This is a genomic window from Stenotrophomonas sp. GbtcB23, assembly GCF_019091045.1.
Lineage (GTDB): Bacteria > Pseudomonadota > Gammaproteobacteria > Xanthomonadales > Xanthomonadaceae > Stenotrophomonas > Stenotrophomonas rhizophila_A.
Window position 1 is genome coordinate 50,304 of the sequence record NZ_JAGXKC010000009.1, and the last position, 24,778, is coordinate 75,081.

Here is a 24,778-nt window from a genome sequence, read left to right on the forward strand (position 1 = left end):
TCAGACGGCGTTGAAGCTGGCGGCGAGGGTGCCGACCACCAGTACCCAGCCGTCGACCAGCACGAACAGCAGGATCTTGAAGGGCGCCGAGACCAGCATCGGCGAGAGCATCATCATGCCCATCGACATCAGCACGCTGGCCACGACCAGGTCGATGATCACGAACGGGATGAAGATCAGGAAGCCGATTTCAAAGGCGGTTTTCAGTTCGCTGGTGACGAACGAGGCAACCAGCACCGGGAACGGAATGGCATCGGGGCTGGCGTAGGTGCCATGCCCGGCCATGCCGGCGAAGGTCATCAGGTCGGTTTCGCGGATCTGGGCCAGCATGAAGGCGCGCAGCGGCTGGGTGGTGAGGGTCCAGGCGGTCTGGAAGTCGATCTCGCCGTTGAGGTAGGGCGCCATGCCGCTGCCCCAGGCTTTCTGCCACACCGGCAGCATGACCATGGCGGTCAGGAACAGGGCCAGGCCGAGCAGCACCTGGTTGGACGGGGTCTGGCCGGTGCCCAGTGCCTGGCGCAGCAGGCCCAGCACGATGATGATGCGGGTGAAGGCGGTAAGCACCAGCAGCATCGACGGGATCAGGGTGATCGCGGTCATCAGCAGCAGGGTCTGCAACGGCAGGCTGACCGGGGCGCCCCCGATCTTGCCGACATTCACGTCGGGCAGGTTGGGCACGGCGGGCGCGCCGGGCGCGGCCATGGCCAGCGCGGGTAACGCGCACAGCAGCAGGGTCAGCAGCAACGGCAGGTAACGGGTCCAGGATGCACGGGGGCCACGCATGATCATTTTTCCTTGCGCAGCCGCTGTTGCAGCAGCTGGGCGAAATTCGGCAAGTTCTTGAAATCCGGCAGGCGCGCCGGTTCCGGGGTGGGCAGCGGTTCGGGCAGGCGGTGCAGGGTGTTGATGCCGCCGGCGGTGACGCCGAGCAGCAGCTGTTCGCCATTGATATCGACAACGACGACGCGTTCCTTGGCACCCACGTTGAGGCTGGCCACCACGCGCAGGCCGTCGGCGGGCTTGAAGCCGCTGCCGGGCATGCGCTTGAGCACCCAGCCCAGGCCGACGATCAGCGCCAGCACGGCCAGCAGTGCGAGTACGGCGCCGAACATGCTGGGTGCCGCGGCGGCGTGCTGGCCGACCTTGGCCGCCGGTGCACCGGCGGCAATGAGTGCCAGGGAAATCAACGCAGTCTCCGGATCCGTTCGCTGGGGCTGACCACGTCGGTGAGGCGCACACCGAAGCGGTCGTTGATGACCACGACTTCGCCGTGGGCGATGAGGGTGCCGTTGACGAACACGTCGAGCGATTCGCCGGCGCCGCGTTCCAGTTCGACCACCGAGCCCTGGTTGAGCTGCAGCAGGTTGCGGATGGGCAGGCGGGCGCGGCCGACTTCCAGCGACAGGGTGACCGGTACGTCGAGGATCACGTCGAGGTTCAGATCCGGGCCACCGCTGGTCTCGTCGGACTGCAGGGTGGTGAACTGCGCCGGTGCCGGTTCGTTGGTTTCGATGTCGTCGTTCATTGCGGGTCTTCCTGGATAACGGGAGCGCGCGGGCGGGTGCCCGGGGGATGGGTAGCGGTGATCTTCACGGCGTTCATGCCGTTGGCGACGCCGAACTGGCCGGTGAACACGGGAATGTTCTCCACGCACAGCGGCACGTGGGGAGGCAGGTCGATGGGCAGGATGTCGCCGATCTTGAGCTGGGTGAGGTCACGCAGGCTCATGCGTTTGGTGGCGAGCACGCTGGAGAGGGTGACTTCGGCGATGTTGAGCTGTTCGCGCAGCATGGTGCCCCAGCTTTCGTCGCGGTCGTTGCGGTCGCTCTGGATGCCGGCGTCGAGCAGTTCGCGGATCGGTTCGAGCATCGAGTACGGCAACGTGACGTGGATGTCGCCGCCACCGCCGTCGAGTTCGACATGCAGGCGGCAGACCACGACGTATTCGCGGGGGGTGACGATGTTGGCGAAGTGGGGGTTGATTTCGGAGTTGATGTATTCGAGTTCGACATCCATCACCGGGGCCCAGGCTTCGCGCAGGTCGGCGAAGGTCTGCTTGAGCAGGAGGTGGATGACGCGCATTTCGGTGGCGGTGAATTCGCGGCCTTCGATGCGGGTGGGGTAGCGCCCGTCGCCGCCGAAGAAGTTGTCGACGATGGCGAACACGAGGGTGGGTTCGAAGACGATCAGGCCGGTGCCGCGCAGGGGCTTGAAGCGGATCAGGTTGAGGTTGGTCGGTACATACAGGGAGTGCATGTAGTCGTTGAACTTGATCAGTTCGATGCCGCGCACGGACAGTTCGGCGGAGCGGCGGATCAGGTTGAACAGGCCGATGCGCCAGAGGCGGGCAAAGCGCTCGTTGACCATTTCCAGGGTCGGCATGCGCCCCCGGATGATGCGGTCCTGGCTGGCAAAATCGTAGTTGCGCGCTTCGCCGGGGGCGATGGCGTCGACTTCGGTTTCGACGGCGCCGGAATCGACGCCATGCAGCAGGGCATCGATTTCGTCCTGGGAAAGCAGGTCATTCATGGGATGCCCTTACTGGGTGACGAAGCTGGTGAACAGCAGTTCGTCGACGCCCTTGCTGCCGGTTTCGGCTTTGAGCAGTTTCTGCACTTCGGCCAGGGAGTCGGCCTGCAGGCGTTCTTTGCCGGCGCGGTCGGCGATCTGGGCCGGTTCGACCTGGGAGAACAGCATGAGCAGTTTGGCGCGGATGGCGGGGGCGTGAAGCTTGATGGCTTCAAGGGCGGCCGGGTCGCGGGTCATGAGCTGGACTTCGACCTGGAGGTAGCGGGGGCCGTCGAAGCTGCTGCTGAGGTTGACGACGAACGGGGGTTCGAGGCCGAAGTACTGGGCGGGGGCGGGCACGGCCGATTTGGCGGTGGCGGCTTTGGCGGGGGTCTTCTCGTCGTGGGACTGGGTGAAGTACCACACGCCGCCACCGGCGGCGCCAGCGGCGACGACGGCGATCAGGGCGGTGACGAGGAGGGGGCTGCGCGGCTTGGCGGCCTTGTCCTTGTCGGTGGATTTCTTGGTTTTGTCAGCGGCTGCGGCCACGAGGGGAAGCTCCATAGGATTGCTTCCTGGCTACATGCAAAGGGCGTGCCGTAATGCGCCGGTCTTTCGTTGTCGGGAATTTGACGTTTCAACGGCAACGGCAACGGCAACGGCAACGGCGTCGGCTGTGCGCTGTCTGAGGCTTGGCGGGTCGGTGCCGGTTTGCGGGGGACGCCGTGAACCCATCCCTGGGGGCTTGGTCGCGGCATCCATGCCGCTCACACCCCCGCAAACCGGCCCCGACCCACCTATGACGGTGTCCCATTGACGGGGGGAAAAGCCAACGCAAAGCCGTTGTGCTGGCCGGGCGTCTTACATTGGCCTGTGTTTCGGCATGGCCCGACCGTTGGCCGGGCCGGCTTTCACGCGTACGCGTCGACCAACCCTCGCTGGCGCATCAATTGCGATGGGGAAATCGTTGTTTCGACCAATGCCGCGTCTCCGTCTCCGGTTCCGTGACCTGCCTGGCCGCCGTTTGCCTTGCCATCCTGCGCGGTATGCTGGTGGCCAACGTCGGCATTGCCCAGCTGGAATCCCTGGTCGTTCAGCATTTCACGCAGGCGCGGGATGCTGGATTCAAGGGCGTGGCGGACGTCGGCGTGGGCGCTGCTGAAGCTGGCGTGGACCTTGTCGCCGTCCATCTGGAGGCGGACTTCGATCTGGCCGAGGTCGTGCGGGGTGACTTTGATGGTGGCGTGGCCGATTTTCTGGTCGGCCAGCCAGCCGATGCGGGCGCTCATGGCGTCGTCGAAGTCGTCGCCGCCGATGTGCGGGGTGGCGGTGGGGTCGCCCTGGAACGGGGTGCTGGCGGTGGCGGCGGCCTTGAGTTCGGCGGCGGCGTGCAGGGCGTGCAGGAGCGGGGTGGTGGGGGCGTCGGTGTCGCTGCCGGCGTTGGCGATGGCGTCTTTCAGCGAATCGGGCAGGGCGACGTCTTCCGTGACCTGGGCGTCGGCCGGCAGGGCGATGGGCGCGGCGCTGTTGGCAGTGACGGCGGGGGCGACGCCGGGCAGCGTGGGTGCGGGCAGTGCGCTGGTGGGGGTGGTGGGCGCGGTGGGGAGTGCCGGGTCGGCCTTGGCCAGGGCGGTGTCGGCATTGGCGGCCGGGGCGGCCATGACGGTGACGGCTTCGACGCCGGCCAAGGCCAGGCCGGCGAGGCCGAGCGGCGGCCATGGAGCGGTGTCGGCGTCGTCGGTGGCGTCGCTGGCGGTCGGCGTGTCGCTGGCGGCAGTCGTGGGGGCGATGGCCGGGTCGGTGGCCTCGGCTGGCGCGTCCGCGCCGGGGCGGCCGGGGGCGTCGCCCGTGCTGCTGCCGCCGGCGTCGGCGGTCGTGGGTTTGTCTTTGCTGGCCTTGGCGGGCGCGTCTTTAGGGCCGCCGTCGGCTTTCAGCAGGGCGTCAAAGTCCCGACGGTCGCTGCCGCCGCTGGCGGTGTTGCGCGCGCTGGGGCGGGTGGGGGTGGCGCTGCTGCTGGCGGTGGGGCCGGCGCTGCTGCCGAGCAGGCTGGGGGGCATCACGGGGTGTCTCCGCTGTCGGTGTCTTCGGCGCGGGCCAGGCGGCTGCGGCGGGCGCCGAGGTCGTCCATTTCGCGCTGGTCGCGGCGGTCGACCAGGACTTTTTCCTGGGCGCGGTAGCTGGCGGCGAGCTGTTCGAGCACGGCTTTGTCGCGGCTGGCCAGGATCAGGCGGGCGCGTTCGGCTTCGACCTTTTCGCGGTTGCTGTCGACGGTCTGGCGCTGCTGGGCGACGGCGGTGTCGAGGCGGTCGAGGAAGGCGCGGCGGTTGAGCAGCTGGGCCGGGCTGGTGGCGGCCATCTGTGCGTTTGCGTACTCCTCGGCATAGCGCCGCAGCTCTTCCAGGCGTGAGAGGTGGGTGTCGAGCACGCGCTGGCGTTCGGCGAGGTCGCGGGCGACTTCGTCTTCGTGGTCCTGGGCCCGCTTGAGCAGGGGATCGATGCGCTTGGATTGCATGGGTTAGCCCTCAGGTTCCACCAGGCGCTTGAGCGCGGCCTGGCTGTGCGGCAGGTCGGCGGCTTTGCCGACGTCCTGGCCGAGGAAATCGACGATGTCCGACCAGCGTTCCAGTGCTTCGTCGGTGGCCGGATCGTTGCCGCGCTGGTAGGCGCCGATGGCGATCAGGTCGCGGTTGCTGGAGTAGGCCGAGACCAGGCGCTTGAGCTTGCGGATGCGCAGGCGCCAGGGTTCGTCGGCGATTTCAGTGACGACGCGGCTGACCGACGATTCAACGTCGATGGCCGGGTACAGGCCGCTGTCGGCCACGCGGCGGGAGAGCAGGATGTGGCCGTCGAGGATGGCGCGGGCGGCGTCGGCGATGGGGTCCTGCGGGTCGTCGCCTTCGGTCAGCACGGTGTAGAACGCGGTGATGGAGCCGCGGCCCTTGGCGCCGTTGCCGGCGCGTTCGACCAACGCGGGCAGTTTGGCGAACACCGAGGGCGGGTAGCCGCGGGTGGTCGGCGGTTCGCCGACGGACAGGCCGATTTCGCGCTGGGCCTGGGCGAAGCGGGTCAGCGAGTCCATCAGCAGCAGCACGTTCAGGCCCTGGTCGCGGAACCATTCGGCAATGGCGGTGGCGCGGTAGGCGCCGTGCAGGCGGGCCAACGGTGGGCGGTCGGCGGGGCTGGCCACCACCACGGCGCGGCGCAGGCCTTCTTCGCCGAGGGTGCTTTCGACGAAGTCGCGCACTTCGCGGCCACGTTCGCCGATCAGGCCGACCACGATCACATCGGCGGCGGTGTAGCGGGTCATCATGCCCAGCAGGGTGGACTTGCCGACGCCGGAACCGGCGAACAGGCCCACGCGCTGGCCACGGCCGATCGGCAGCAGGGCGTTGATGGCGCGCACGCCGACATCGAGCGGCTGGGTGATCGGTTCGCGGGCGAGCGGGTTGATCGAGACGCCGGCCATGCCGACGGTGCCTTCAGCGCGGATCGGACCCTTGCCGTCCAGCGGCACGCCGTCGCTGTCGATGACGCGGCCGAGCAGGCCTTCGCCGACTTCCACGCCGCCACGGCCCAGCGAGGGCACCACGCGGGCGTTGGGCAGCAGCCCGTGCAGCTCGGCGCTGGGCATGAGGTAGGTGCGTTCGCCGGCGAAGCCGACCACTTCGGCATCGACCCAGCCGCCATCGGCCACTTCGACCTTGCAGCTGGCGCCCATCGGCGATTCGCAGCCGACCGCTTCCAGGGTCAGGCCGACCGCGCGGCGCAGCACGCCTTCGCGGATCAGGCCGCGACCATGTGCGCCGTCGGGCTTGATGCCGTCCAGGCGCGCGGCCAGGCGCAGGTTGCGCGCGGCGGACCAGTCCGCAGCGGGCGGGGGCAGGGACTCGGGGGTCATGCGCTGGCTCCGGATTTGCGCAGCACTGCATCCAGCGCGCCGCGCAGACGCGCCTCGAGGGTGCCGTCGATGCGCACGGCTTCGGCGTGTACGCGCAGGTCGCCACGGCTCAGGGTGAGGTCGGCGGTGAGGCGCTGGGTGGGCGAGAGCTGCAGCAGCGGGGCGAGTGCGGCGATGTCGTCGGGGTGCAGGCGCACTTCGACGTCGCGATTTGCACCGCCCACCGCGTCGACTGCTTCGCCAACCAGCTGCGCGAGCAGGGCTGGGTCGGCCTCGTAGGCGCGGCCGACCAGGGTGCCGGCGATGCGCACGGCCAGCTCGCCAAGCGCGGCCACCACTTCGTTTTCGAGACGCGCCAGTGGACGGCCGAAGTTGTCCAGGATGCCTTCGATCTGCGCGACCAGGCGGCGCACTTCGGCCTGGCCCTGGGCCTGGCCGTCGGCGTGGCCCTGTTCGAAACCGTCTTTCTCCGCAGCGTCCTGGATCGCCTGGATCTCTTCCAGGGTCGGCAGCTGCAGCAGCGGTTCGGGCTCGTGTTCGGCAACCGGTTCGTCGAGGTCGTAATGGTCGTCCTGCGGGGCGGCAGGGGCCGCCAGCAGGTCCGGGGCAAGCCAGCGCACGGCGTGGTTCACAGCATCGCCTCCGCGTTGCCGCCGAGGGTGACGGTGCCTTCATCGGCCATGCGCTTGACGATGGCCAGGATCTCGCGCTGCGCGGTTTCCACGTCCGACAGGCGCACCGGACCGCGTGCTTCCATGTCTTCAAGCAGGATCTCGGCGGCACGCTGGGACATGTTGCGGGTGATCTTGTCGCGCACCTTGATGTCGGCGCCGCGCAGGGCCAGGCCCAGGCGCTCGCCACTGACTTCGCGCAGCACCAGCTGCAGTTCGCGGTCTTCCAGGTCGATCAGGTCGTCGAACACGAACATCTTTTCCTGGATGCGCGCGCTCAGCGGCGCATCGATGCGCGAGATCTCGCCGAGGATGGCCTGGTCCTGGCCACTGTCCATGAAGTTGAGGATGTTGGCCGCGCACTGCACGCCGCCGATGTTGGACGACTTCAGGTTCTGGTTGCCGGCGAACTGGCGCTCCATGATTTCGTTCAGTTCGTTCAACGCGTTCGGCGGAATGCCGTCCAGGGTGGCGATGCGCAGCAGCACGTCCACGCGGGTGCGCTCGGGCAGCAGCTTGAGCGCATCGGCGGCCTGGTCGGTTTCCAGGTGGGCCATCACGATGGCGATGATCTGCGGGTGCTCGTTGCGCACCAGGTCAGCCACTGCACGCGGGTCCATCCACTTCAGCGCGTCCAGGCCGGTGGTGTTGCGGCCGAGCAGGATGCGGTCGATGAGGTTGCCGGCCTTCTCGCTGCCCAGGGCCTGCACCAGCATGTTGCGGATGTAGTCGTCCGAGCCGACGCCAAGCGAGGTCTTGGAGCCCAGTTCGGTGCTGAACTGGTCCATGACCCGCTCGACCTGCTCGCGGGTGATGTCGCTCATGGTCGCCATGGCGATGCCGATCTTCTGCACTTCCTTCGGTTCCATGTGGCGCAGCACGTCGGCCGCTTCCACTTCACCCAGGGACAGCAGCAGCACGGCGGCGCGCTGCACGCCGCTCAGCGGGGCAGGGGGGGCGGCGGGATCAATCATTGGCCACCCAGCCCTTGACCACCTGGGCCACGCGCTTGGAATCGGTCTTTACAGCTTCACGCGCCATGCGCAGTCGTTCCTCGTAGGAGTCCACGGGCAATGCCAGCGGCTCTTGGCCAGAAAGGTGTACCCGGTCCGAACCGAGCTGGGGCAGGCCTTCGCCGTCGTCCACCAGCTGCACGTCGGCGCTGTGCGGTTCGAGGCTGTCGTCCCGGCCGGGCTTCTTCGGGGTGCCGGTGATCGAGCGCAGCGCCGGGCGCAGTACGCCGAACACCAGCGCCAGCACCACGATGGCACCGAGCAGCAGGCGCAGGCCGTCCTGCACCTGCGGCAGTTCCCACCACTTCGGCCCTTCGACCGGGGTGACTTCACGCACGAACGGAGCGTTCATCACCGACACGGTGTCGCCACGCTCGGCGTTGAAGCCCACTGCCTGCTTGACCAGCGCTTCGACGCGGGTGAGTTCAGCGGCCGACAGCGGCTGCTCGGTGGTCTTGCCGTTGGCGCCCGGGCGCGGCACGTTGTCCAGCAGTACGGCTACGGAAACGCGCTTGATGCGGCCGGCCGGCTGGCGGCTGTGCTGCAGGGTGCGGTCCAGTTCGTAGTTGCGTGTGGCGTTGCGCGCGGTTTCGGTAGGCGTGGCAGCGGTGGCCGGTGCCGCAGCCGGACCCGGCGGCGTGTTGCTGGCCGCACCCGGTACGCCCTGCGGGCCCGGGGTGGTCGTGCTGTTTTCGCTGGTCTGTTCGCTGCGCAGCTTCTGCGGCTCGCCGTTGTAGATCTCGCGGGCTTCTTCGGTGACCGAGAAGTCCATGTCCACGCTGACCTCCGGGTTGACCCGGCCCGGGCCGGTCATCGGCTCGAGCAGCTCGCGGATGCGCTGGTTGAACGAGGTTTCCTGGCGGCGCACCTGGTCGAACTGGGCGGCGTTGACTGCCGCTTCGCTGTTGGGGTCGGACACGCTGAGCATGCGCCCGCTCTGGTCGACCACGGTGACGCGCTCGGCGGCCAGGTCGGGAATGCTGGCGGCCACCATGTGCACGATGGCATCGATCTGGCCGCGTTCCAGCTGCTGGCCACCGCGCAGTTCCAGCACCACCGAGGCGCTGGCAACGTCGCGCTGGCGGGTGAAGGCGCTGGGCTTGGGAATGGCCAGGTGCACGCGCGAATCGCGCACCGGGCGCAGGGTGTTGATGGTGCGCGACAGCTCGGTTTCCAGCGAGTGCTGGTAGCGGGCATTTTCCATGAACTGGCTGACGCCGAAGCCGGGGTCGCGCTCCATCAGCTCGAAGCCGAGCCGGCCGCTGTCGGTCAGGCCGGAGCCGGCCAGCTTCAGGCGCGCATCGTGCAGGTTCTTTTCCGGCACGGTGATGCCGCCGGTGGCCGCATCCAGTTCGAACGGAATCTGCGCCGCACGCAGCAGGTCGGTGGCTTCGGCGGTGGCCTTCTGGTCCAGGCCGGTGTACAGCGGCACCATCCCCGGCTTCTGCGACCAGAAGAACACGAACAGGCCTGCCGCAACGGCCACGGCGATCATCGCCATCAGGCCAAGCCGACGGGTGATCTGCAGGCTTTGCAGCCGGTCGAACCACTGGCCCGCCTTTTCGGCGTTCAGGGATTCCTTGGTGAGCGACAGGGCCATGCGTTTCTATCCTTACAGCGGCATGTTCATCACGTCCTGGTAAGCCTGGACGAGACGGTTGCGGACTTCCACGGTGGCGCGGAAGGCGATCTGGGACTGCTGCGAGGCGACCATCACCTTGGCCAGGTCGGCGCCGGGTTCACCCAGTTCGAAGGCGCGGGCGAGGGCGCCGGATTTCTGCTGCGCCTCGTTGACGCCGGCGATCGCGCCACGCAGGGTTTCGGTGAAGCTCGGGCCCTGCACGTCCTGCGGCGCCCCCAGCCCCTGCAGCCCTTGCAGGGCGTTGGTCTGGGGGGTCTCAACGGACTGACCGACCTGGGTCTGGTAGGTGCGGATCTGGGAAAGAATCGAGGTGACGGAGTGTGACATCTGGAACGTTCCGGCTGTTTGGGGGTTTCGAGTGATGACGTTGCAAGCCCCGTGCCGAAACGGCTGAGTGGTTCAGCGATGTCGTGATGGCGGGCCGCAGGGACCCGTGGCGCAACCGGTTACACGCCGGGCGTGGCGGAAAGCCGGTGCGTCAGCAGGTCGCCAAGGGGACGTCGGAACCCCGGCGTCGGGAAACCGACGCCTGACCCGTGACGGTGGCTGGACGTTGTTGCGCTGCGCATCGCCGGACATGGCGTGGGCCGGCCAACGGCCGGCGCTACCGGAGACAAAGACGCCCGGGCTGGCCCGGCGTCTGGGCGCGTCAGGCTGGGCGGCTACCAGGTTACGCCGCCGCCGAGGCCGACCGAGGTTTCACTGCCGCTGCTGGCGGCACCGAAGGACGCCGTGAAGTGCTCGGTGAACCGGCGGCGGAACGTAGCGGCAAAGGCGTTCTCGCCCTCGGACCAGCCCACCCCGGCACCGAGGTAGTTCTTACCGACATCGGGCATGCCGGAGCTCTGTACGAAGGCGGCGGTCATGGCCGCCTGTCGACTGATGCGCTTGTCCATCGTGCGCAGGCTGTCATCCATGGCGTTCAAGCGGGAGTCGATGCCCGCGAAGCGGTCATTGGCCTCTGCCCGGAACTGTTCCAGCGCCGCTGCCGCACCGCTGGCCATTCCGCCGATCTGGTTGACCTGCTGGTTGGTGTAATCGTTAGCCGCCGTCAACGTATCGCCGGCCACCTGGTCGGTATACGTGTTGGCCTCGGTCAAGGTGGCATCGGCCTGTTCGTCGGTGTACTGGTTGGCCGAAGCGAGCGTGGTCGCGGCGGTGTCGTTGAGCTGGCTGACATTGACGCCGTCGGTGGCGTTGGTGCCGGCGGCCATGTTCGTCACCTTGCGCTCGGCGCCTGCAGCGCCCAGCGATACGCTGTTGGCTTCATCAGCGACCGAACCGGTACCCAGCGCAACCGAGTTCTCCGCGCTGGCCGCTGCATTGGCCCCGAAGGCCATCGCGTTGGCCGCACTGGCGGCACTGTTGAACCCCAATGCGGTCGATGCCGCACCGCTGGACGTTGCGCTGCGGCCAATGGCGGTCGAGAACTCGCCCGCTGAGCTGGCCAGTGTCCCGACTGCGGTGGAATTGTTGCCCGCAGCATTGGCGTCAGTACCGAAGGCGCTGGACGTGCCGCCGGGTGCGGTGGCGCCATCGCCGCAGGCGAAGGCGCTTCCGCCGGTGGCCGTGGGGGCGGTACCGCCGGTCTGGTTGCAGACCGACTGCGCAAATGCTGGAGCAGCTGCTGACAGGAATACCCCCAACGCAGCGGCGGTGATGAGGAGGGAGCGGGTGGAGGTCGCGCGCGAAACACCACGCAATGCAATGCGATACCAGGAACGGTCCATGGCGGAGATCCTCGGGTGGCAGCGCGCCCGCCGGGCCAATGCCGGTCAGGCGATCTGCATGAATCCCCCGATTCCCCGTACGCGTCTCCCCCGCATACGGCTGCTGGCGACGCTATGCCCGGTGCCGTCATGGTGAGGTGAAGGGCCATCGCAGGAACTGCGTATCCGGATCCCACCGGCGCCCGTAACAATTCGTAGCGCCGACTGTTAGTCGGCGACCGCGCGCAGCGCGGCGCAAGCATCCGGAGCCGGTGTGCAATCGGTTGCGACGATGCCACCGACGTTTAGACAATCCGAAGCCGCCCGTCAGACATCCCGACGCCGGAGCGAAGTAAGAGACGCCATCCGGACCAATCGATCCCATCGGCTGAAACGCAAAAAGGCCCGGTGTAAACCGGGCCTTTCCGACTATGCGCATCCTGTAAACATCAACCCGCCAACTCAGCCTGGTCCCGCTCGATCCCGTACTTGCGCAACTTCTCCACCAGCGTGGTACGCCGCAGGCCAAGCAGTTGCGCGGCATGCGCCACCACGCCCTGCGTGCGCTCCAGCGCCTCGTTGATCAGGGTCAGCTCGATGTTGGCCATGTGGTTGCGCAGGTCCAGGCCGGCGTCGGGCAGGGCCGGGGACTTGTCGGCCGGGGCGGCGCCGTTCGCTGCCGCCGCACCCGTCGCCGGGGCGTGGAAGGAGAAGCTCCGCAGGTCCAGGCGGTCGTCACCGGCCGGTGCCGGCGGCGCTACTGCAACCGGCGCTGCCACCGCGAAATCCCCGCGATACCGTGCCGGCAGGTCCTGCACGCGCACGTTGCCGCCCGGGTGCAGCACGGCCAGGCGCTCCACCAGGTTGGTCAGCTCGCGCACGTTGCCCGGCCATTCGTAGGCGGCCAGCGCCTGCAGCGCTTCCGGGCTGAAACGCACTTCGCCGCGGCCGGTGCGGGCCAGCTGGCCGGCAATGGTGGTGACCAGTGCGGGCAGGTCTTCGCTGCGGTCGCGCAGCGCCGGCACTTCGATCGGGAACACGTTGAGGCGGTAGAACAGATCCTCGCGGAACTTGCCATCGGCAATGCGCGATTCCAGGTCACGGTGGGTTGCGGCGATCACCCGTACGTTGCAGCGGATGGTCTGGTTGCCGCCCACGCGCTCGAAGCTGCGTTCCTGCAGCACGCGCAGCAGCTTGACCTGCATCGGCAGGCTCATGTCGCCGATTTCGTCCAGCAGCAGGGTGCCGCCCTCGGCCATCTCGAAACGGCCCTTGCGTGCGCTGAGTGCGCCGGTGAAGGCACCCTTTTCGTGACCGAACAGTTCGCTTTCCAGCAGGTCGGCCGGAATCGCGCCGCAGTTGATCGCCACGAACGGGCCATCTCGGCGCGGCGAGCGCTGGTGGATCGAACGCGACACCACTTCCTTGCCGGTACCCGATTCGCCCAGCACCAGTACGGTGGTGTCGAAGGCGGCCACCTGCTCGATCATCTGGCGCAGCGCGCTCACCGCCGCACCGTCACCGGTGGGACCCTGGTCCTGGCTGGCGCCGGCCTGGTGTTCGGCATCGAGCCGCTTCAGGCTGGCACGGCGCAGCAGGGCTTCCATCTGCGCGTGGCGCAGCGGGGCTTCCAACGGCCACACATTGGCCTCATGCAGGCCGTGGCGCTGGGCAAACGCGGCAGCATCGCCGTCAATCAGCATCACCGGCGGCGGCAGGGCGCCCTGGCCGGCCCACGCGAACAGCGCTTCACTGCGCGCGCCCGGCTCCAGGCCGCCGATGATCACGGCCATCCAGTCGGTGGCACGGTGGCGGGTGGTATCGAAATCGGCCGCGTCGGCAATCCAGCGCGGGTTGAAGTCCATGAATTCCAGCAGGCCAACGGTGCGCTCGGCGCGCACGGCGTCGTTGTCCAGCACCAGGATGCGCGACTCGCTCATGGCGTCGGCTCCTTCAAGCCCTCCAGGATCGGCATGACCTCCTGGATGTAGGACAGCTTGCTGACGAAGTTGTCGGCACCGGCACGCAGGGCGTGCTCGCGGTGTTCGACGTCGTCGAAGTGGCTGGCGATGACGATGTAGGGTGCATCGTCCTGGGTCTTGATCAGGCGGGTGGCCTGCAGCCCGCCCATTTCCGGCATGGCCAGGTCCATCAGCACCACCTGCGGGCGCAGTGACTCGGAGCGCTCGATGGCTTCCAGGCCATTGCCGGCGCTGCCGACCACATCGAGCCAGTCGACCTTGCGGAAGTGGCGCATGGCGGCGTTGATGAAGCCCTCGTGGTCATCGACCAGCAGGACGGTGAGCTTGTTCATGTCGTGTACTTCCTTCAGCCCACCCGGGCCAGTAGCGGGGTGCGGGCATTGTGCCGGCGGCGTTCCCGGGCCGGGGCGATGTCCAGTTGTTCGCGGTATTTTGCAACGGTTCGGCGGGCAATGTTCACGCCCTGGCGTGACAGAAGTCCCGCAATGGCCTCATCAGCCAGCGGACGACCGGCCGGTTCGGCATCGATCAGGCGCCGGACCATGGCCTTCACGGCCTGGCCGGAGACGCTGGCGCCTTCCAGGCGCACGGCGAAGAAGTGCTTCAGCTCCAGGGTGCCGCGCGGGGTCTGCAGGTACTTGCCGGTGGTGATGCGCGAGACGGTGGACTCGTGCATGCCGATGGCTTCGGCCACTTCCTTCAGGGTCAGCGGGGCCATGGCCTCTTCGCCGCGGGTGAGGAAGCCGGCCTGGCGTTCGATGATGACGCGGGTGGTGCGCAGCAGGGTGTCGTAGCGCATGGACAGGCCACGGGTCAGCCAGCGGGCTTCCTGCAGCATGTCGCGCAACGGCTGGGCACTGTCGCCAGCATCGGCCAGGGCACTTTCGTAGGTGGGGTTGATGCTCAGGCGGCGGCTGGTGGCCGGGTTGAGCGCCACGCGCCACTGGCCATCGGCGTGCCAGGCCACCACGTCCGGGATGACCGCGCCGGAGGTATCCGGCAGCAGGCTGTCGCCCGGGCGCGGCTGCAGCGAGAGGATCAGGCGCACCGCTTCGTGGATGTCGGCGACTTCCGCATCCAGCTGGCGGGCCAGGGCGGGGTAGTCGTGCGCGGCCAGGGCGTCCAGGCCGTGGTCCAGCACCCGCAGGGCCAGGTGGCGGGCCGGCACGCGGCCGTGCAGGGCGCGCAGCTGGACCGAGAGGCATTCGTGCAGGTCGCGGGCGGCCAGGCCGGCCGGGTCGCCGTGCAGGATCTGCTGGCGCACCGCTTCCACACCGGCGGCGTCCACATCGCAGTGGGCGCTGGCCAGAAGGGTCAGCTGCTCCAGCGGCGCGTCCAGGTAGCCGGCATCGTCGCAGTGCTCCAGCCAGAAGCGGGCCACGGTCAGTTCGCGCGCATCCAGCTCCAGTGACAGGCGCTGCAGGGCGCGCAGCTGGGGGTCGCTGGATTGGTCGGCGGCAATGCGCTGCAGGCGGTCGTCGTCGCCGTCGTGCCAGCTGGCCCCGGCCACGTCCCACATCGCAGGCTCGGGCAGTTCGTCAAAGGCGGCCACTTCCACGGTGGTGCCGGCTTCGCTGGTCTCGGCGGTGTCGGGCGCGGGCGCTTCTTCCAGCTCCAGCAGCGGGTTGGTGTCCAGTGCGCGGCGGATTTCCAGCTCCAGCTGCATGCCGTCCAGCTGCAGCAGTCGGATCGACTGCAGCAATTGCGGCGTGAGGTGCAGCTGCTGACCCATCTGGGTCGACATCATCGGCTTCATGTGGTGTATCCCCGTCGCCCCGAGCCCCCGGTGCGTTATGGAACACATCTTGCTTGTGATCCCGTGGGGGCGAAATCAGGGGGTTCCCTAGCGGGGTCGTCAGGTTCCCGACAGCGTGTGGGGAGATTCCTGACGGTATGTCTGGTTATTTGACGCTGCGCGCGTCGGGGATCGCTGTTTCCTTGGTGTACGCGGGTGCGTCCCGTTCAAAAACCCGGCGCTCGTGGCCGCCGTGGCGGGTGGGTGTCGGGGAATCGACGCCGGTTATTCCAGTTCGTGTTGGTGACGCGCGGCCAGCAGCAGCAGATCGTTGGCGCGGCGGCAGCCCAGCGATTCCATCATGCGCGCGCGGTGGGTTTCCACCGTCTTGACGCTGATGCCCAGGTCGGCGGCGATTTCCTTGTTGCTTTCACCCTTGCCGATCTGGCGCAGGATCTCGCGCTGGCGCGGCGAGAGCGCGGCAATGCCGACCGGCTTTTCCCTGCCCAGCATGGGCGCCAGCATCTTGGCCGAGATTTGCGGGCTCAGGAACACCTGGCCGGCATGGGCGGCGCGCAGGGCCAGGTCGAGCTCCTGGGGGGCGGCGTCCTTGACCACGAAGCCCACCGCACCGCGGTCCAGTGCGTCGCGCACGTGTACGGCGTCGTCGTGCATGGTCATCATCACCACGCGGGTGCCCGGCGCGCGGACCAGGATGTCGCTCAGGGCTTCCAGCCCGGTACGACCGGGCAGGGACAGGTCCATCAGGATCACATCGGGGGAATGCAGCAGGGCCATTTCAAGCGCCTCCTTTGCATTGCTGGCCTCTGCGGCGACCTCGACGTCGGCAAAGCCCTGGAGCAGGCGGCTTAGGCCGGCGCGGACCAGGGTGTGATCGTCGACGATGAGAACGCGCACGGGCAGAGGAGATGTGAAGAAAAGAAGTTCTTCACATTATCCTAGCGCGGGCCTTTATTAAAGACCGCGCCGCCGGGAATCCGCCACCTGCCGCCGGTGCAGCCGGAACAGGTGCCGCTCCAGCGCCATTTCCAGCCCGTCGCTCATGGGTGCAAAGCGCAGCCAGAGGAAACAGGAGCCGGCACCGGTGGCCGCTTCGGCCAGCACGGTGACGGGCAGGTCGATGTGGTCGGGCAGCCAGTCGCAGGGCTGCAGGCGGATCACCCCTAGGCTGCCGGTCGGGGCACCGGTGCGGGCGCCCAGTTCCAGGCGGATGCCCCGGCGCGACCAGCGCAGCGGGCGCAGGTCCAGGTCCTGGGCGCTCTGCCGCACCAGCCGGCCGAGCAGCACCATGGTCAGGTCCAGCTTGGCTTCCAGGCGCTGCAGTTGGGCACTGGATTCGCCACGGTCGTCATGACCGTCATCACCCCGGGAATCCTCCACGAGGGCAACGCTGCGCAGCAGGGTTTCGGCGCTGCCGGGGCGGATCACGCTGCTGCCCAGGCGGAATTCGGCGGGCAGGGCGACATCGCAGCTCAGCGTTTCATCGAACAGCTCGCTTTCGGCCGGATGATGGATGTCGCTGGGGCGAAGTTCGCTCATGTCAGGGATTCTGCCCGGAGGTAGGCGAGGGACGCGCGAACGGCGCGTCGGTCGGCGGTGAGGTGGCTGCCCGCTTCGTCGCGGCGGGCCGCCATGCGGATGCTGACCTGCTGCTGGCGGGCGATCAGCCCGCGCAGCGAGCCGGCGTCGATGCGGGCCTCGTGTTCGTCCAGGTACGCACGTACCTGCTGGTCGTAGGCGTCCATCAGGCGCTGGGTCAGGTCGTGGTCATCACCTTCGACCGCGCCCGACAGCCTGTCCAGCGCATCATGCAGGAGGTGAAGGACGTCGGGGGCGAGTGAGGCGTGCATCAGGCGCCTGCCGCAGCGGGCTGGCGCTGGTCGTGCGGGATGGCATTCCACGCAGAATCGATCTCGGTCAGCAGCTGCAGGGCTTCCTGCAGGGCAGCGCCGTCGTTGTGCAGGTTGGCATCGGTCAGGCGCTGCATGACGTAGTCGTACAGGGCCGACAGGTTGCCGGCGATGTCGCCGCCGGCTTCGTGGTCGAGCGAGCCATTGAGGTGGCCGACGATGGCGCAGGCCTCGCCGATGGCCTTGCCCTTGCGGGCCTGGTCGTTGCGCTCCAGGCAGGCCTCGGCCAGGCGGATGCGCTCGCAGGCGCCGGTCAGCAGCATGGCGACCAGTTTATGCGGGTCGGCATCGTTGACGGCGCTGGAAACGCCGACCTTGCGGTACTGCTCTGCGTACTGACGGCTGGAACCGTACATTGGAACTTCTCCTCTGGGACCCACGCCAGACATCAGGTGGTGGGTGCTGCCATGAATATCGGCGGTGCGGTGCGGAAACTTGAGCGTTGCCGCGCGGCGGGTCAGCTGCTGGTCTTCTTGGCCAGTGCCTGGGTCAGGCTGTCGCTGGTGGTCTGCATCTGGGTCACCAGGGTTTCCATGGCGGTGAACTGCTTGGTGTAGCGGTCGGAAACCTTTTCCATGCGCGCGTCGAGCGCATCCAGGCGGCTTTCCAGGTCCTTGATCTGCTTGTTCAGCGAATTGGTGCGCTGGGTGAGCGTGCCGGTTTCCTTGTCCAGGTTGCTCTTGATGAGCGTGTCCATGGGCTTGCCGATGGCGCCGTCCTTGCCGAACAGGCGGGACACGGCATCGGGGTCCTTGCCGATGGCGGTCTCCATCTTGCCGCTGTCCAGGGTCAGGCTGCCGTCGGCCGCCATGGTGACGCCCATGTCCTTGAGGCCGTTGATGTTGCTGCTGAACTGGCTGCGCAGCTGCTGCTGCAGGCCGCGCACCATGGCGTCGCCAGTGAGTGCGGCGGCGGTCTTGCTGGTGGCGTTGTAGGCGCTGGTGGACTTCAGCGCGCTGTTCATGGCGTTGTAGGCGGCCACGAAGGCGGCCATGTCGGTCTTGACCGCGGTGTTGTCGCGGGTAATCGTCAGGGTCTGGGTCTTGCCCGCTTCAGTGCCGGCCTTGGTCAGGGTCAGGTTCACCCCGGGGACGATGTCGCTGATCGTGTTGGAGCTGGAGGTACGGGTGAACCCGTCGACGACGACCACGGCATCCTTGGGCTCGACGGTCTGGGTCATCGGGGAGCCGGCGGTGCCGTCGTAGGTCAGGGCCGCCAGGCCGCCGTTGCCGCCGCTGGCGGTGATCTTGACGGCACCCGACAGGCCGGTATCGACGGCACTGAGCATCAGATGCTGGCCATCGTCGGCGGTGATGACACTGGCGCTGACCACTTTGCCGCCAGCGGCTTTGTTGATGGCCGCGGCGATGTCGCTGAGCTTGCTGTCGGCGTTGATGGTGACGTCGAGGGTCTTGTCGCCATAGGCGATGGTCAGGGTGCCGTCGCCGATGACGGTGTCCTTGGCGAAGGCGCCGGAGCTGAGCTTCTGGCCCTGGGCCAGGGATTTGACTTCCACCTGGTGGGTGCCGGCAGAGGCGGAGGCGGCGCCTTCGCTGGTGTCGATGCTGGCGGTGAAGTTGGAGTCGGTGATGGTGCTGGCTTTGAAGGACGGCTTGTCGGCGTTCTTGATCAGGCTGGCCAGGGTGGTCTGCAGGTTGGTCATGCCACTGGTCAGGGTGGCCAGCGCCGACAATTTGGCACTGGCGGCGGTACCGGCGGAATTGATCTGGTTTTCCTGCGGTTCGCGCTCCTTGGCGACCAGCTGGGCCACCAGGGTGGGAATATCGAGGCCGGTACCAATGGTGCCAATCGCCATGTCTGCAGTCCTGTCTTGAAATGTGGGCACGCAACCGCCTGCGCTTCCTGCAGGTGGTATCGGCCCGGAACGGGGAGGCTTGAGGCCCGTCCACCTGGCGGTGGGCGCGCTGATGCCAAAGCAGGTGCAAGCGCCATGCCAAAACCATGAAAAAACCCCGCCGAAGCGGGGTTTTTCGTCACGCAACTGCAATAGCGGTTAGCCGTTGAGCAGGCTCATGACGCTCGAGGGCGACTGGTTGGCCTGGGCCAGCATCGCGGTGCCGGCCTGCTGCAGGATCTGCGTGCGGGTCAGTTCGGCGGTTTCCTTGGCGTAGTCGGTGTCGCGGATACGGCTGCGCGAGGCCGACAGGTTTTCCGAGGTGGTGTTGAGGTTGGCGATGGTGGAGGTGAAGCGGTTCTGGATCGCACCCATGTCGGCGCGCGAGGAGTTCACTGCGGTCAGCGCCTTGTCGACGATCGACAGGGCCTGCTGCGCACCGGCGACCGAGGAGATGTCCAGGTCGCTGGCGAACTTGTTGGCCAGGGCGGCGCCGGCAGCGGCGGTGGTGGCGGTGTACGCGGCCGGGGCGGTGGCGCCACCGGTGTAGGTGCCGGCGGTCAGGCCGATCGCGTTGAAGGTGCCGTCCGAGCCCACGCTGTTCTGCACGGAGGTCAGGTTGACCTTGCCGGCGGCGCCGTCGACCGAGGCGTACACGCCGGTCTGGTCCATCTTTTCGTTGATCGCGGCGGTCACCGCGGCCACGGTGGCCTTCTGGGTGGCGGCCGAGTCGACGCCTGCCTTCACGTTGATGTCGGACAGGGTGTACGACTTGCCGTCGGCGCCGGTGATGGCCATGCCGGTGATCTTGACGTCGGCGTTGGCAGCCGCAGCGACCGCGCCGACAGTGAAGCTGTTGCTGTCGAACTTGGCGCCGCCCAGCGCGTTGGCGCTGGCGTTGACGATGCTGTTGATGCCGATGGTCTGGCCGGAATCCGCACCGACCTGGAACAGCGCGCCGGAGAAGGAACCGTCCAGCAGCTTGGTGCCGTTGAAGTTGGTCTGGCGGGAAACGCGGTCGATTTCCGAGGTCAGCTGCTTCACTTCGGCGTTCAGGGCTTCACGGTCGCTGTCGGAGTTGGTGGCGTTGGCCGACTGCACCGACAGTTCGCGGATGCGCTGCAGGTTGTTGCCGATTTCGACCATCGCGCCTTCGGCGGTCTGGGCCAGCGAAATGCCGTCGTTGGCGTTGCGCACCGCAACGTCCAGGCCGCGGATCTGGGTGCTGAAGCGCTCGGAAATCGCGAGGCCGGCGGCGTCGTCCTTGGCGCTGTTGATGCGCAGGCCCGAGGACAGGCGCTGGATCGTCGTGGCCAGGCTGGAGCCGCTGGTCGACAGGTTGCGCTGGGCGTTGAGCGACATCACGTTGGTGTTGATGACTTGTGCCATTTTCTTGCTCCTGGTGGCGATGATGTCGCCGGGTGATAGAGGTGTTTCTCCCGTGTGGGAGCGCCAAGCGATGTCGATCTGCCGTGGCTGAAATCAATAACGACCCAATGTCAAGAAGCTTTAATCAATGGGGTGAAAAAAACGCTGAATCCGTCACGTTTCATGAACGCCGACGCAAACAAGAAGCCCCGCTTTCGCGGGGCTTTTCGTTACACATCCTTCGCAGGCATCAACCCTGCAGCAGGCTCATCACGCTCGACGGCGACTGGTTGGCCTGGGCCAGCATCGCGGTGCCGGCCTGCTGCAGGATCTGCGTGCGGGTCAGCTCGGCGGTTTCCTTGGCGTAGTCGGTGTCGCGGATACGGCTGCGCGAGGCCGACAGGTTTTCCGAGGTGGTGTTGAGGTTGGCGATGGTGGAGGTGAAGCGGTTCTGGATCGCACCCATGTCAGCGCGCGAGGAGTTGACCGAGGTCAGCGCCTTGTCCACGATCGACAGGGCCTGCTGCGCACCGGCCACCGAGGAGATGTCCAGGTCGCTGGCGAACTTGGTGGCCAGGGCAGCGCCGGCGGCGGCAGTGGTCGGGGTGGCCGGGGTCGGCGCGGTGATGCCGGTCCAGGTGCCCGCGGTGACGGTGATGGCGTTGAACGTGCCGGTGTCGGAGACGCTGTTCTTGACCGAGGTCAGGTCGATCTTGCCGGCAGTGGCATTGACCGATGCGTACACGCCGGCCTGGTCCATCTTCTCGTTGATGGCGGCGGCGACGGCGGCGGTGGCGGCCTTCTGGGTGGCGGCGGCGTCGACGCCGGCCTTCACCGAGATGTCCGACAGCGTGTAGGCGGTGCCGTCGGCGCCCTTGATGGTCATGCCCTTGATGGTCACGTCACCGTTGGTGGCGGGCACGCCGATGTCCAGGGTGCTGGTGTCGAACTTGGCGCCGCCCAGCGCGCTGGCGCTGGCGTTGACGATGCTGTTGATGCCGATGGTCTGGCCCGAATCGGCGCCGACCTGGAACAGCGCGCCGGAGAACGAACCGTCCAGCAGCTTGGTGCCGTTGAAGTTGGTCTGGCGGGAGACGCGGTCGATTTCCGAGGTCAGCTGCTTCACTTCGGCGTTCAGCGCTTCACGGTCACTGTCGGAGTTGGTCGCATTGGACGACTGCACCGACAGTTCGCGGATGCGCTGCAGGTTGTTGCCGATTTCGACCATCGCGCCTTCGGCGGTCTGGGCCAGCGAGATGCCGTCGTTGGCGTTGCGCACGGCAACGTCCAGGCCGCGGATCTGGGTGCTGAAGCGCTCGGAAATCGCCAGGCCGGCGGCGTCGTCCTTGGCGCTGTTGATGCGCAGGCCCGAGGACAGGCGCTGGATGGTGGTGGCCAGGCTGGAACCGCTGGTCGACAGATTGCGCTGTGCGTTCAGCGACATCACATTGGTGTTGATGACTTGTGCCATTTCCGTGCTCCTGGGTGCGGTGATGCGGATTCAGTGGGCGCCTCGCGGGGGAGGCGGTGGGCGATGTGCCCGGGTTGAATTCATTAACGACAACCCGCAGCGAACCTTTAGGGCTGCGACGGCCTGATTTCGCATTTGTCAACAAAAAAACCCCGCTTTCGCGGGGTTTTCCGTTACGCACCCTCCGCAGGCATCAGCCCTGCAGCAGGCTCATCACGCTCGAGGGCGACTGGTTGGCCTGGGCCAGCATCGCGGTGCCGGCCTGCTGCAGGATCTGGGTGCGGGTCAGCTCGGCGGTTTCCTTGGCGTAGTCGGTGTCGCGGATACGGCTGCGCGAGGCGGACAGGTTTTCCGAGGTGGTGCCGAGGTTGGCGATGGTGGAGGTGAACCGGTTCTGGATCGCACCCATGTCGGCACGCGAGGAGTTGACTGCGGTCAGCGCCTTGTCGACGATCGACAGGGCCTGCTGCGCACCGGTGAAGGTGGAGATGTTCAGGTTGCTGGCGAACTGCGCGGTCAGGCCGGTGGCGTCGGCAGTCGGGGTAGGCGCGGTCGGTGCGGTGGCGCCGGTCCAGGTGCCCATGGTCACGGCGATGGCATTGAAGGTGCCGTCGTCGGCGACGTTGTTCTGCACCGAGGTCAGGTCCAGCTTGCCGGCGGTGGCGGCATCGACCGAGGCATAGACGCCGGTCTGGTCCATCTTGGCGTTGATCGCGGCGGCGATGGCCGAGGCGGTGGCCTTCTGGGTGGCGGCGGCGTCGACGCCGGCCTTCACTTCGATGTCGTCCAGCTTGTACGACTGGCCGTCGGCACCCTTGATTTCCATGCCCTTGATGGTCGCGGCGGCATTGGTGCCCGGGGCGGCGACGGTGAAGGTGTTCTTGTCGAACTTGGCGCCGCCCAGTGCGCTGGCGCTGGCGTTGACGATGCTGTTGATGCCGATGGTCTGGCCCGAATCCGCACCGACCTGGAACAGGGCGCCGGAGAACGAACCGTCCAGCAGCTTGGTGCCGTTGAAGTTGGTCTGGCGGGAAACGCGGTCGATTTCCGAGGTCAGCTGCTTCACTTCGGCGTTCAGCGCTTCACGGTCGCTGTCGGAGTTGGTGGCGTTGGCCGACTGCACCGACAGTTCGCGGATACGCTGCAGGTTGTTGCCGATTTCGACCATCGCGCCTTCGGCGGTCTGGGCCAGCGAGATGCCGTCGTTGGCGTTGCGAACCGCAACGTCCAGGCCGCGGATCTGGGTGCTGAAGCGCTCGGAGATCGCCAGGCCGGCGGCATCGTCCTTGGCGCTGTTGATGCGCAGGCCCGAGGACAGGCGCTGGATGGTGGTAGCCAGGCTGGAACCGCTGGTCGACAGATTGCGCTGTGCGTTCAGCGACATCACATTGGTGTTGATGACTTGTGCCATTTCCGTGCTCCTGGATACGAAGGTACTGCTGGTTTTTGGGGTGCCCCGGGGGAGGCAATGGGCGATGTGCCCTGGTTGAAATCATTAACGACACCCCGGCCGGAACCTTTAGGGCCCAGCGGGCGAAATTTGCGTTTGTCAACAAAAAACCCCGCCGGAGCGGGGTTTTCTGTGACGCGTGCTTGTGCGGGATCAGCCGTTCAGCAGGCTCATCACGCTCGACGGCGACTGGTTGGCCTGGGCCAGCATCGCGGTGCCGGCCTGCTGCAGGATCTGCGTGCGGGTCAGTTCGGCGGTTTCCTTGGCGTAGTCGGTGTCGCGGATACGGCTGCGCGAGGCCGACAGGTTTTCCGAGGTGGTGTTCAGGTTGGCGATGGTGGAGGTGAAGCGGTTCTGGATCGCACCCATGTCGGCACGCGAGGAGTTCACCGCCTTCAGGGCATCGTCCACGATCGACAGGGCCTTCTGGGCACCGGCGACCGAGGAGATGTCCACGCCGCTGACGGTGTCACGGGCGTCCGCATCGGCGGTGGCGCCAATGCCGGCCATGGCCACGGTCAGGCCGGTGGCATCGGTGGTGGCGGTGGTGAACTCGAAATCCTTGCCCGACTTCAACGAGGTCAGTTCCAGCTTGCCGTCCTTGTCCAGCGAGGCGTACACGCCGGTCTGGTCCATCTTGTCGTTGATGGCATTGACCACCTTCTTGCTGACGTCGGCGGCCTTGTCGCCCACGGCAACGTCCACGGCAGCAATGGCAACGCCATTGATTTCCATGTCGCTGACAGTGCCCGCGGCCGTCGCGGTGCCGGTCAGGGCAGCTGCGGTCGAGGTCTGCTTGGCAGCGTACAGGCCGTTGCCCAGCTCCGAGGTGCTGGAGTTGACGATGCTGTTGATGCCGATGGTCTGGCCCGAATCGGCGCCGATTTGGAACAGCGCGCCGGAGAAGGAACCGTCCAGCAGCTTGGTGCCGTTGAAGTTGGTCTGGCGGGAGACGCGGTCGATTTCCGAGACCAGCTGGTTGACTTCGGCGTTCAGCGCTTCACGGTCGCTGTCGGAGTTGGTGGCGTTGGCCGACTGCACCGACAGTTCGCGGATACGCTGCAGGTTGTTGCCGATTTCCACCATCGCGCCTTCGGCGGTCTGGGCCAGCGAGATGCCGTCGTTGGCGTTGCGAACCGCAACGTCCAGGCCGCGGATCTGGGTGCTGAAGCGCTCGGAAATCGCCAGGCCGGCGGCGTCGTCCTTGGCGCTGTTGATGCGCAGGCCCGAGGACAGGCGCTGGATCGTGGTGGCCAGGCTGGAACCGCTGGTCGACAGGTTGCGCTGAGCGTTCAGCGACATCACGTTGGTATTGATTACTTGTGCCATTTTTCTCTTTCCTGTGGGCAAGTTCCGGCCGCGGCGTGCACCCGGAGTTGACGCAGAGTCCGCACCCGTGCCGGATGCAGCTGTTGCAGGAGAGATAACGGCGGTTGGCGCGAAGCCTTGAGAAAAAATACGCAGAAAACATCACCCGGGTAGGGTGATGGTCGGTGGTTGCGCGCGTCCGGCAGGGGCCGGAACACTCGCAACAGCCTGCAGCGC

At 67.1% G+C, this 24,778-nt stretch carries 25 protein-coding genes; all 25 read right to left on the reverse strand.

What is annotated here, in order from left to right:
* Complete coding sequence (gene fliP / locus KVS69_RS05710; protein ID WP_179197395.1) at positions 1-789, reverse strand: flagellar type III secretion system pore protein FliP; 789 nt, start codon at positions 787-789, stop codon at positions 1-3.
* Positions 786-1,187: a flagellar biosynthetic protein FliO gene (gene fliO / locus KVS69_RS05715; RefSeq protein WP_068851659.1), complete on the reverse strand. Its 402-nt coding sequence runs from the start codon at positions 1,185-1,187 to the stop codon at positions 786-788. The genes fliP and fliO overlap by 4 nt, the downstream gene beginning before the upstream one ends.
* Positions 1,184-1,525: a flagellar motor switch protein FliN gene (gene fliN / locus KVS69_RS05720; RefSeq protein WP_068851662.1), complete on the reverse strand. Its 342-nt coding sequence runs from the start codon at positions 1,523-1,525 to the stop codon at positions 1,184-1,186. The genes fliO and fliN overlap by 4 nt, the downstream gene beginning before the upstream one ends.
* Positions 1,522-2,529: a flagellar motor switch protein FliM gene (gene fliM, locus KVS69_RS05725; protein WP_068851665.1), complete on the reverse strand. Its 1,008-nt coding sequence runs from the start codon at positions 2,527-2,529 to the stop codon at positions 1,522-1,524. Before fliM ends, fliN begins: the two co-directional genes overlap by 4 nt.
* A 9-nt stretch (positions 2,530-2,538) precedes the next feature.
* Positions 2,539-3,072, reverse strand: a complete 534-nt coding sequence (locus KVS69_RS05730) for a flagellar basal body-associated FliL family protein (protein WP_176472652.1) — start codon at positions 3,070-3,072, stop codon at positions 2,539-2,541.
* Between the two features lie 347 nt (positions 3,073-3,419).
* A complete protein-coding gene (locus tag KVS69_RS05735) occupies positions 3,420-4,565 on the reverse strand; it encodes a flagellar hook-length control protein FliK (RefSeq protein WP_217537472.1) in 1,146 nt (381 codons plus the stop codon).
* The gene (gene fliJ / locus KVS69_RS05740; protein WP_068851672.1) at positions 4,565-5,020 is read right to left on the reverse strand and encodes a flagellar export protein FliJ; all 456 of its coding nucleotides are present in this window, start codon (positions 5,018-5,020) and stop codon (positions 4,565-4,567) included. Before fliJ ends, KVS69_RS05735 begins: the two co-directional genes overlap by 1 nt.
* Before the next feature lie 3 nt (positions 5,021-5,023).
* Complete coding sequence (locus KVS69_RS05745; protein WP_095363805.1) at positions 5,024-6,406, reverse strand: FliI/YscN family ATPase; 1,383 nt, start codon at positions 6,404-6,406, stop codon at positions 5,024-5,026.
* Positions 6,403-7,038 (reverse strand): FliH/SctL family protein, encoded by a 636-nt coding sequence (locus KVS69_RS05750; protein ID WP_068851678.1) that lies wholly within the window; start codon positions 7,036-7,038, stop codon positions 6,403-6,405. The genes KVS69_RS05745 and KVS69_RS05750 overlap by 4 nt, the downstream gene beginning before the upstream one ends.
* Positions 7,035-8,021, reverse strand: coding sequence for a flagellar motor switch protein FliG (fliG, locus tag KVS69_RS05755; RefSeq protein WP_068854644.1), 987 nt, complete (start codon positions 8,019-8,021; stop codon positions 7,035-7,037). The genes KVS69_RS05750 and fliG overlap by 4 nt, the downstream gene beginning before the upstream one ends.
* 22 nt (positions 8,022-8,043) lie before the next feature.
* Positions 8,044-9,690 (reverse strand): flagellar basal-body MS-ring/collar protein FliF, encoded by a 1,647-nt coding sequence (fliF, locus tag KVS69_RS05760; protein ID WP_210132467.1) that lies wholly within the window; start codon positions 9,688-9,690, stop codon positions 8,044-8,046.
* A gap of 12 nt (positions 9,691-9,702) precedes the next feature.
* Positions 9,703-10,059, reverse strand: coding sequence for a flagellar hook-basal body complex protein FliE (gene fliE, locus KVS69_RS05765; protein WP_068851684.1), 357 nt, complete (start codon positions 10,057-10,059; stop codon positions 9,703-9,705).
* Positions 10,060-10,394: 335 nt separating this feature from the next.
* Complete coding sequence (locus tag KVS69_RS05770; protein ID WP_217537455.1) at positions 10,395-11,462, reverse strand: YadA-like family protein; 1,068 nt, start codon at positions 11,460-11,462, stop codon at positions 10,395-10,397.
* A 428-nt stretch (positions 11,463-11,890) separates the two neighbouring features.
* A complete protein-coding gene (locus KVS69_RS05775) occupies positions 11,891-13,381 on the reverse strand; it encodes a sigma-54 dependent transcriptional regulator (RefSeq protein WP_210132469.1) in 1,491 nt (496 codons plus the stop codon).
* Entirely contained in the window at positions 13,378-13,755 is a 378-nt protein-coding gene (locus KVS69_RS05780; protein ID WP_068851692.1) for a response regulator transcription factor, read from the reverse strand. The genes KVS69_RS05775 and KVS69_RS05780 overlap by 4 nt, the downstream gene beginning before the upstream one ends.
* Before the next feature lie 14 nt (positions 13,756-13,769).
* Positions 13,770-15,179 carry an RNA polymerase factor sigma-54 gene (gene rpoN, locus KVS69_RS05785; RefSeq protein WP_217537456.1) on the reverse strand — a complete coding sequence of 470 codons (1,410 nt, stop codon included), beginning with the start codon at positions 15,177-15,179 and terminating at the stop codon, positions 13,770-13,772.
* A gap of 264 nt (positions 15,180-15,443) precedes the next feature.
* The gene (locus tag KVS69_RS05790) at positions 15,444-16,076 is read right to left on the reverse strand and encodes a response regulator transcription factor (protein WP_068851698.1); all 633 of its coding nucleotides are present in this window, start codon (positions 16,074-16,076) and stop codon (positions 15,444-15,446) included.
* 57 nt (positions 16,077-16,133) lie between these two features.
* A complete protein-coding gene (locus KVS69_RS05795) occupies positions 16,134-16,718 on the reverse strand; it encodes a PilZ domain-containing protein (RefSeq protein WP_217537457.1) in 585 nt (194 codons plus the stop codon).
* Positions 16,715-17,029, reverse strand: a complete 315-nt coding sequence (locus KVS69_RS05800; protein WP_093532807.1) for a hypothetical protein — start codon at positions 17,027-17,029, stop codon at positions 16,715-16,717. Before KVS69_RS05800 ends, KVS69_RS05795 begins: the two co-directional genes overlap by 4 nt.
* Complete coding sequence (fliS, locus tag KVS69_RS05805) at positions 17,029-17,445, reverse strand: flagellar export chaperone FliS (RefSeq protein WP_068851708.1); 417 nt, start codon at positions 17,443-17,445, stop codon at positions 17,029-17,031. The genes KVS69_RS05800 and fliS overlap by 1 nt, the downstream gene beginning before the upstream one ends.
* 101 nt (positions 17,446-17,546) lie before the next feature.
* Positions 17,547-18,905 carry a flagellar filament capping protein FliD gene (gene fliD / locus KVS69_RS05810; RefSeq protein WP_095363798.1) on the reverse strand — a complete coding sequence of 453 codons (1,359 nt, stop codon included), beginning with the start codon at positions 18,903-18,905 and terminating at the stop codon, positions 17,547-17,549.
* A gap of 198 nt (positions 18,906-19,103) precedes the next feature.
* A complete protein-coding gene (locus KVS69_RS05815) occupies positions 19,104-20,333 on the reverse strand; it encodes a flagellin (RefSeq protein WP_068851713.1) in 1,230 nt (409 codons plus the stop codon).
* A gap of 229 nt (positions 20,334-20,562) precedes the next feature.
* Positions 20,563-21,783: a flagellin gene (locus KVS69_RS05820; RefSeq protein WP_184123701.1), complete on the reverse strand. Its 1,221-nt coding sequence runs from the start codon at positions 21,781-21,783 to the stop codon at positions 20,563-20,565.
* A 193-nt stretch (positions 21,784-21,976) separates the two neighbouring features.
* The gene (locus tag KVS69_RS05825) at positions 21,977-23,194 is read right to left on the reverse strand and encodes a flagellin (protein ID WP_217537458.1); all 1,218 of its coding nucleotides are present in this window, start codon (positions 23,192-23,194) and stop codon (positions 21,977-21,979) included.
* Positions 23,195-23,386: 192 nt separating this feature from the next.
* On the reverse strand, positions 23,387-24,562 hold the full coding sequence (locus KVS69_RS05830) for a flagellin (RefSeq protein ID WP_068851721.1): 1,176 nt from the start codon (positions 24,560-24,562) through the stop codon (positions 23,387-23,389).
* Positions 24,563-24,778 lie beyond the last annotated feature (216 nt).

Bases quoted from the DNA above. Each gene is read 5' to 3' on its own strand.
- fliJ (WP_068851672.1), bottom strand. From the start codon at position 5,020: ATGCAATCCAAGCGCATCGATCCCCTGCTCAAGCGGGCCCAGGACCAC.
- KVS69_RS05775 (WP_210132469.1), bottom strand. From the start codon at position 13,381: ATGAGCGAGTCGCGCATCCTGGTGCTGGACAACGACGCCGTGCGCGCC.
- fliF (WP_210132467.1), bottom strand. From the start codon at position 9,690: ATGGCCCTGTCGCTCACCAAGGAATCCCTGAACGCCGAAAAGGCGGGC.
- fliE (WP_068851684.1), bottom strand. From the start codon at position 10,059: ATGTCACACTCCGTCACCTCGATTCTTTCCCAGATCCGCACCTACCAG.
- rpoN (WP_217537456.1), bottom strand. From the start codon at position 15,179: ATGAAGCCGATGATGTCGACCCAGATGGGTCAGCAGCTGCACCTCACG.
- fliN (WP_068851662.1), bottom strand. From the start codon at position 1,525: ATGAACGACGACATCGAAACCAACGAACCGGCACCGGCGCAGTTCACC.
- fliM (WP_068851665.1), bottom strand. From the start codon at position 2,529: ATGAATGACCTGCTTTCCCAGGACGAAATCGATGCCCTGCTGCATGGC.
- fliS (WP_068851708.1), bottom strand. From the start codon at position 17,445: ATGTACGGTTCCAGCCGTCAGTACGCAGAGCAGTACCGCAAGGTCGGC.
- KVS69_RS05795 (WP_217537457.1), bottom strand. From the start codon at position 16,718: ATGAGCGAACTTCGCCCCAGCGACATCCATCATCCGGCCGAAAGCGAG.
- KVS69_RS05830 (WP_068851721.1), bottom strand. From the start codon at position 24,562: ATGGCACAAGTAATCAATACCAACGTGATGTCGCTGAACGCTCAGCGC.
- KVS69_RS05770 (WP_217537455.1), bottom strand. From the start codon at position 11,462: ATGGACCGTTCCTGGTATCGCATTGCATTGCGTGGTGTTTCGCGCGCG.
- KVS69_RS05825 (WP_217537458.1), bottom strand. From the start codon at position 23,194: ATGGCACAAGTCATCAACACCAATGTGATGTCGCTGAACGCACAGCGC.
- KVS69_RS05780 (WP_068851692.1), bottom strand. From the start codon at position 13,755: ATGAACAAGCTCACCGTCCTGCTGGTCGATGACCACGAGGGCTTCATC.
- KVS69_RS05730 (WP_176472652.1), bottom strand. From the start codon at position 3,072: ATGGAGCTTCCCCTCGTGGCCGCAGCCGCTGACAAAACCAAGAAATCC.
- KVS69_RS05745 (WP_095363805.1), bottom strand. From the start codon at position 6,406: ATGACCCCCGAGTCCCTGCCCCCGCCCGCTGCGGACTGGTCCGCCGCG.
- fliP (WP_179197395.1), bottom strand. From the start codon at position 789: ATGATCATGCGTGGCCCCCGTGCATCCTGGACCCGTTACCTGCCGTTG.
- KVS69_RS05815 (WP_068851713.1), bottom strand. From the start codon at position 20,333: ATGGCACAAGTCATCAACACCAACGTGATGTCGCTCAACGCCCAGCGC.
- KVS69_RS05820 (WP_184123701.1), bottom strand. From the start codon at position 21,783: ATGGCACAAGTCATCAACACCAATGTGATGTCGCTGAACGCACAGCGC.
- KVS69_RS05735 (WP_217537472.1), bottom strand. From the start codon at position 4,565: ATGCCCCCCAGCCTGCTCGGCAGCAGCGCCGGCCCCACCGCCAGCAGC.
- fliD (WP_095363798.1), bottom strand. From the start codon at position 18,905: ATGGCGATTGGCACCATTGGTACCGGCCTCGATATTCCCACCCTGGTG.
- KVS69_RS05800 (WP_093532807.1), bottom strand. From the start codon at position 17,029: ATGCACGCCTCACTCGCCCCCGACGTCCTTCACCTCCTGCATGATGCG.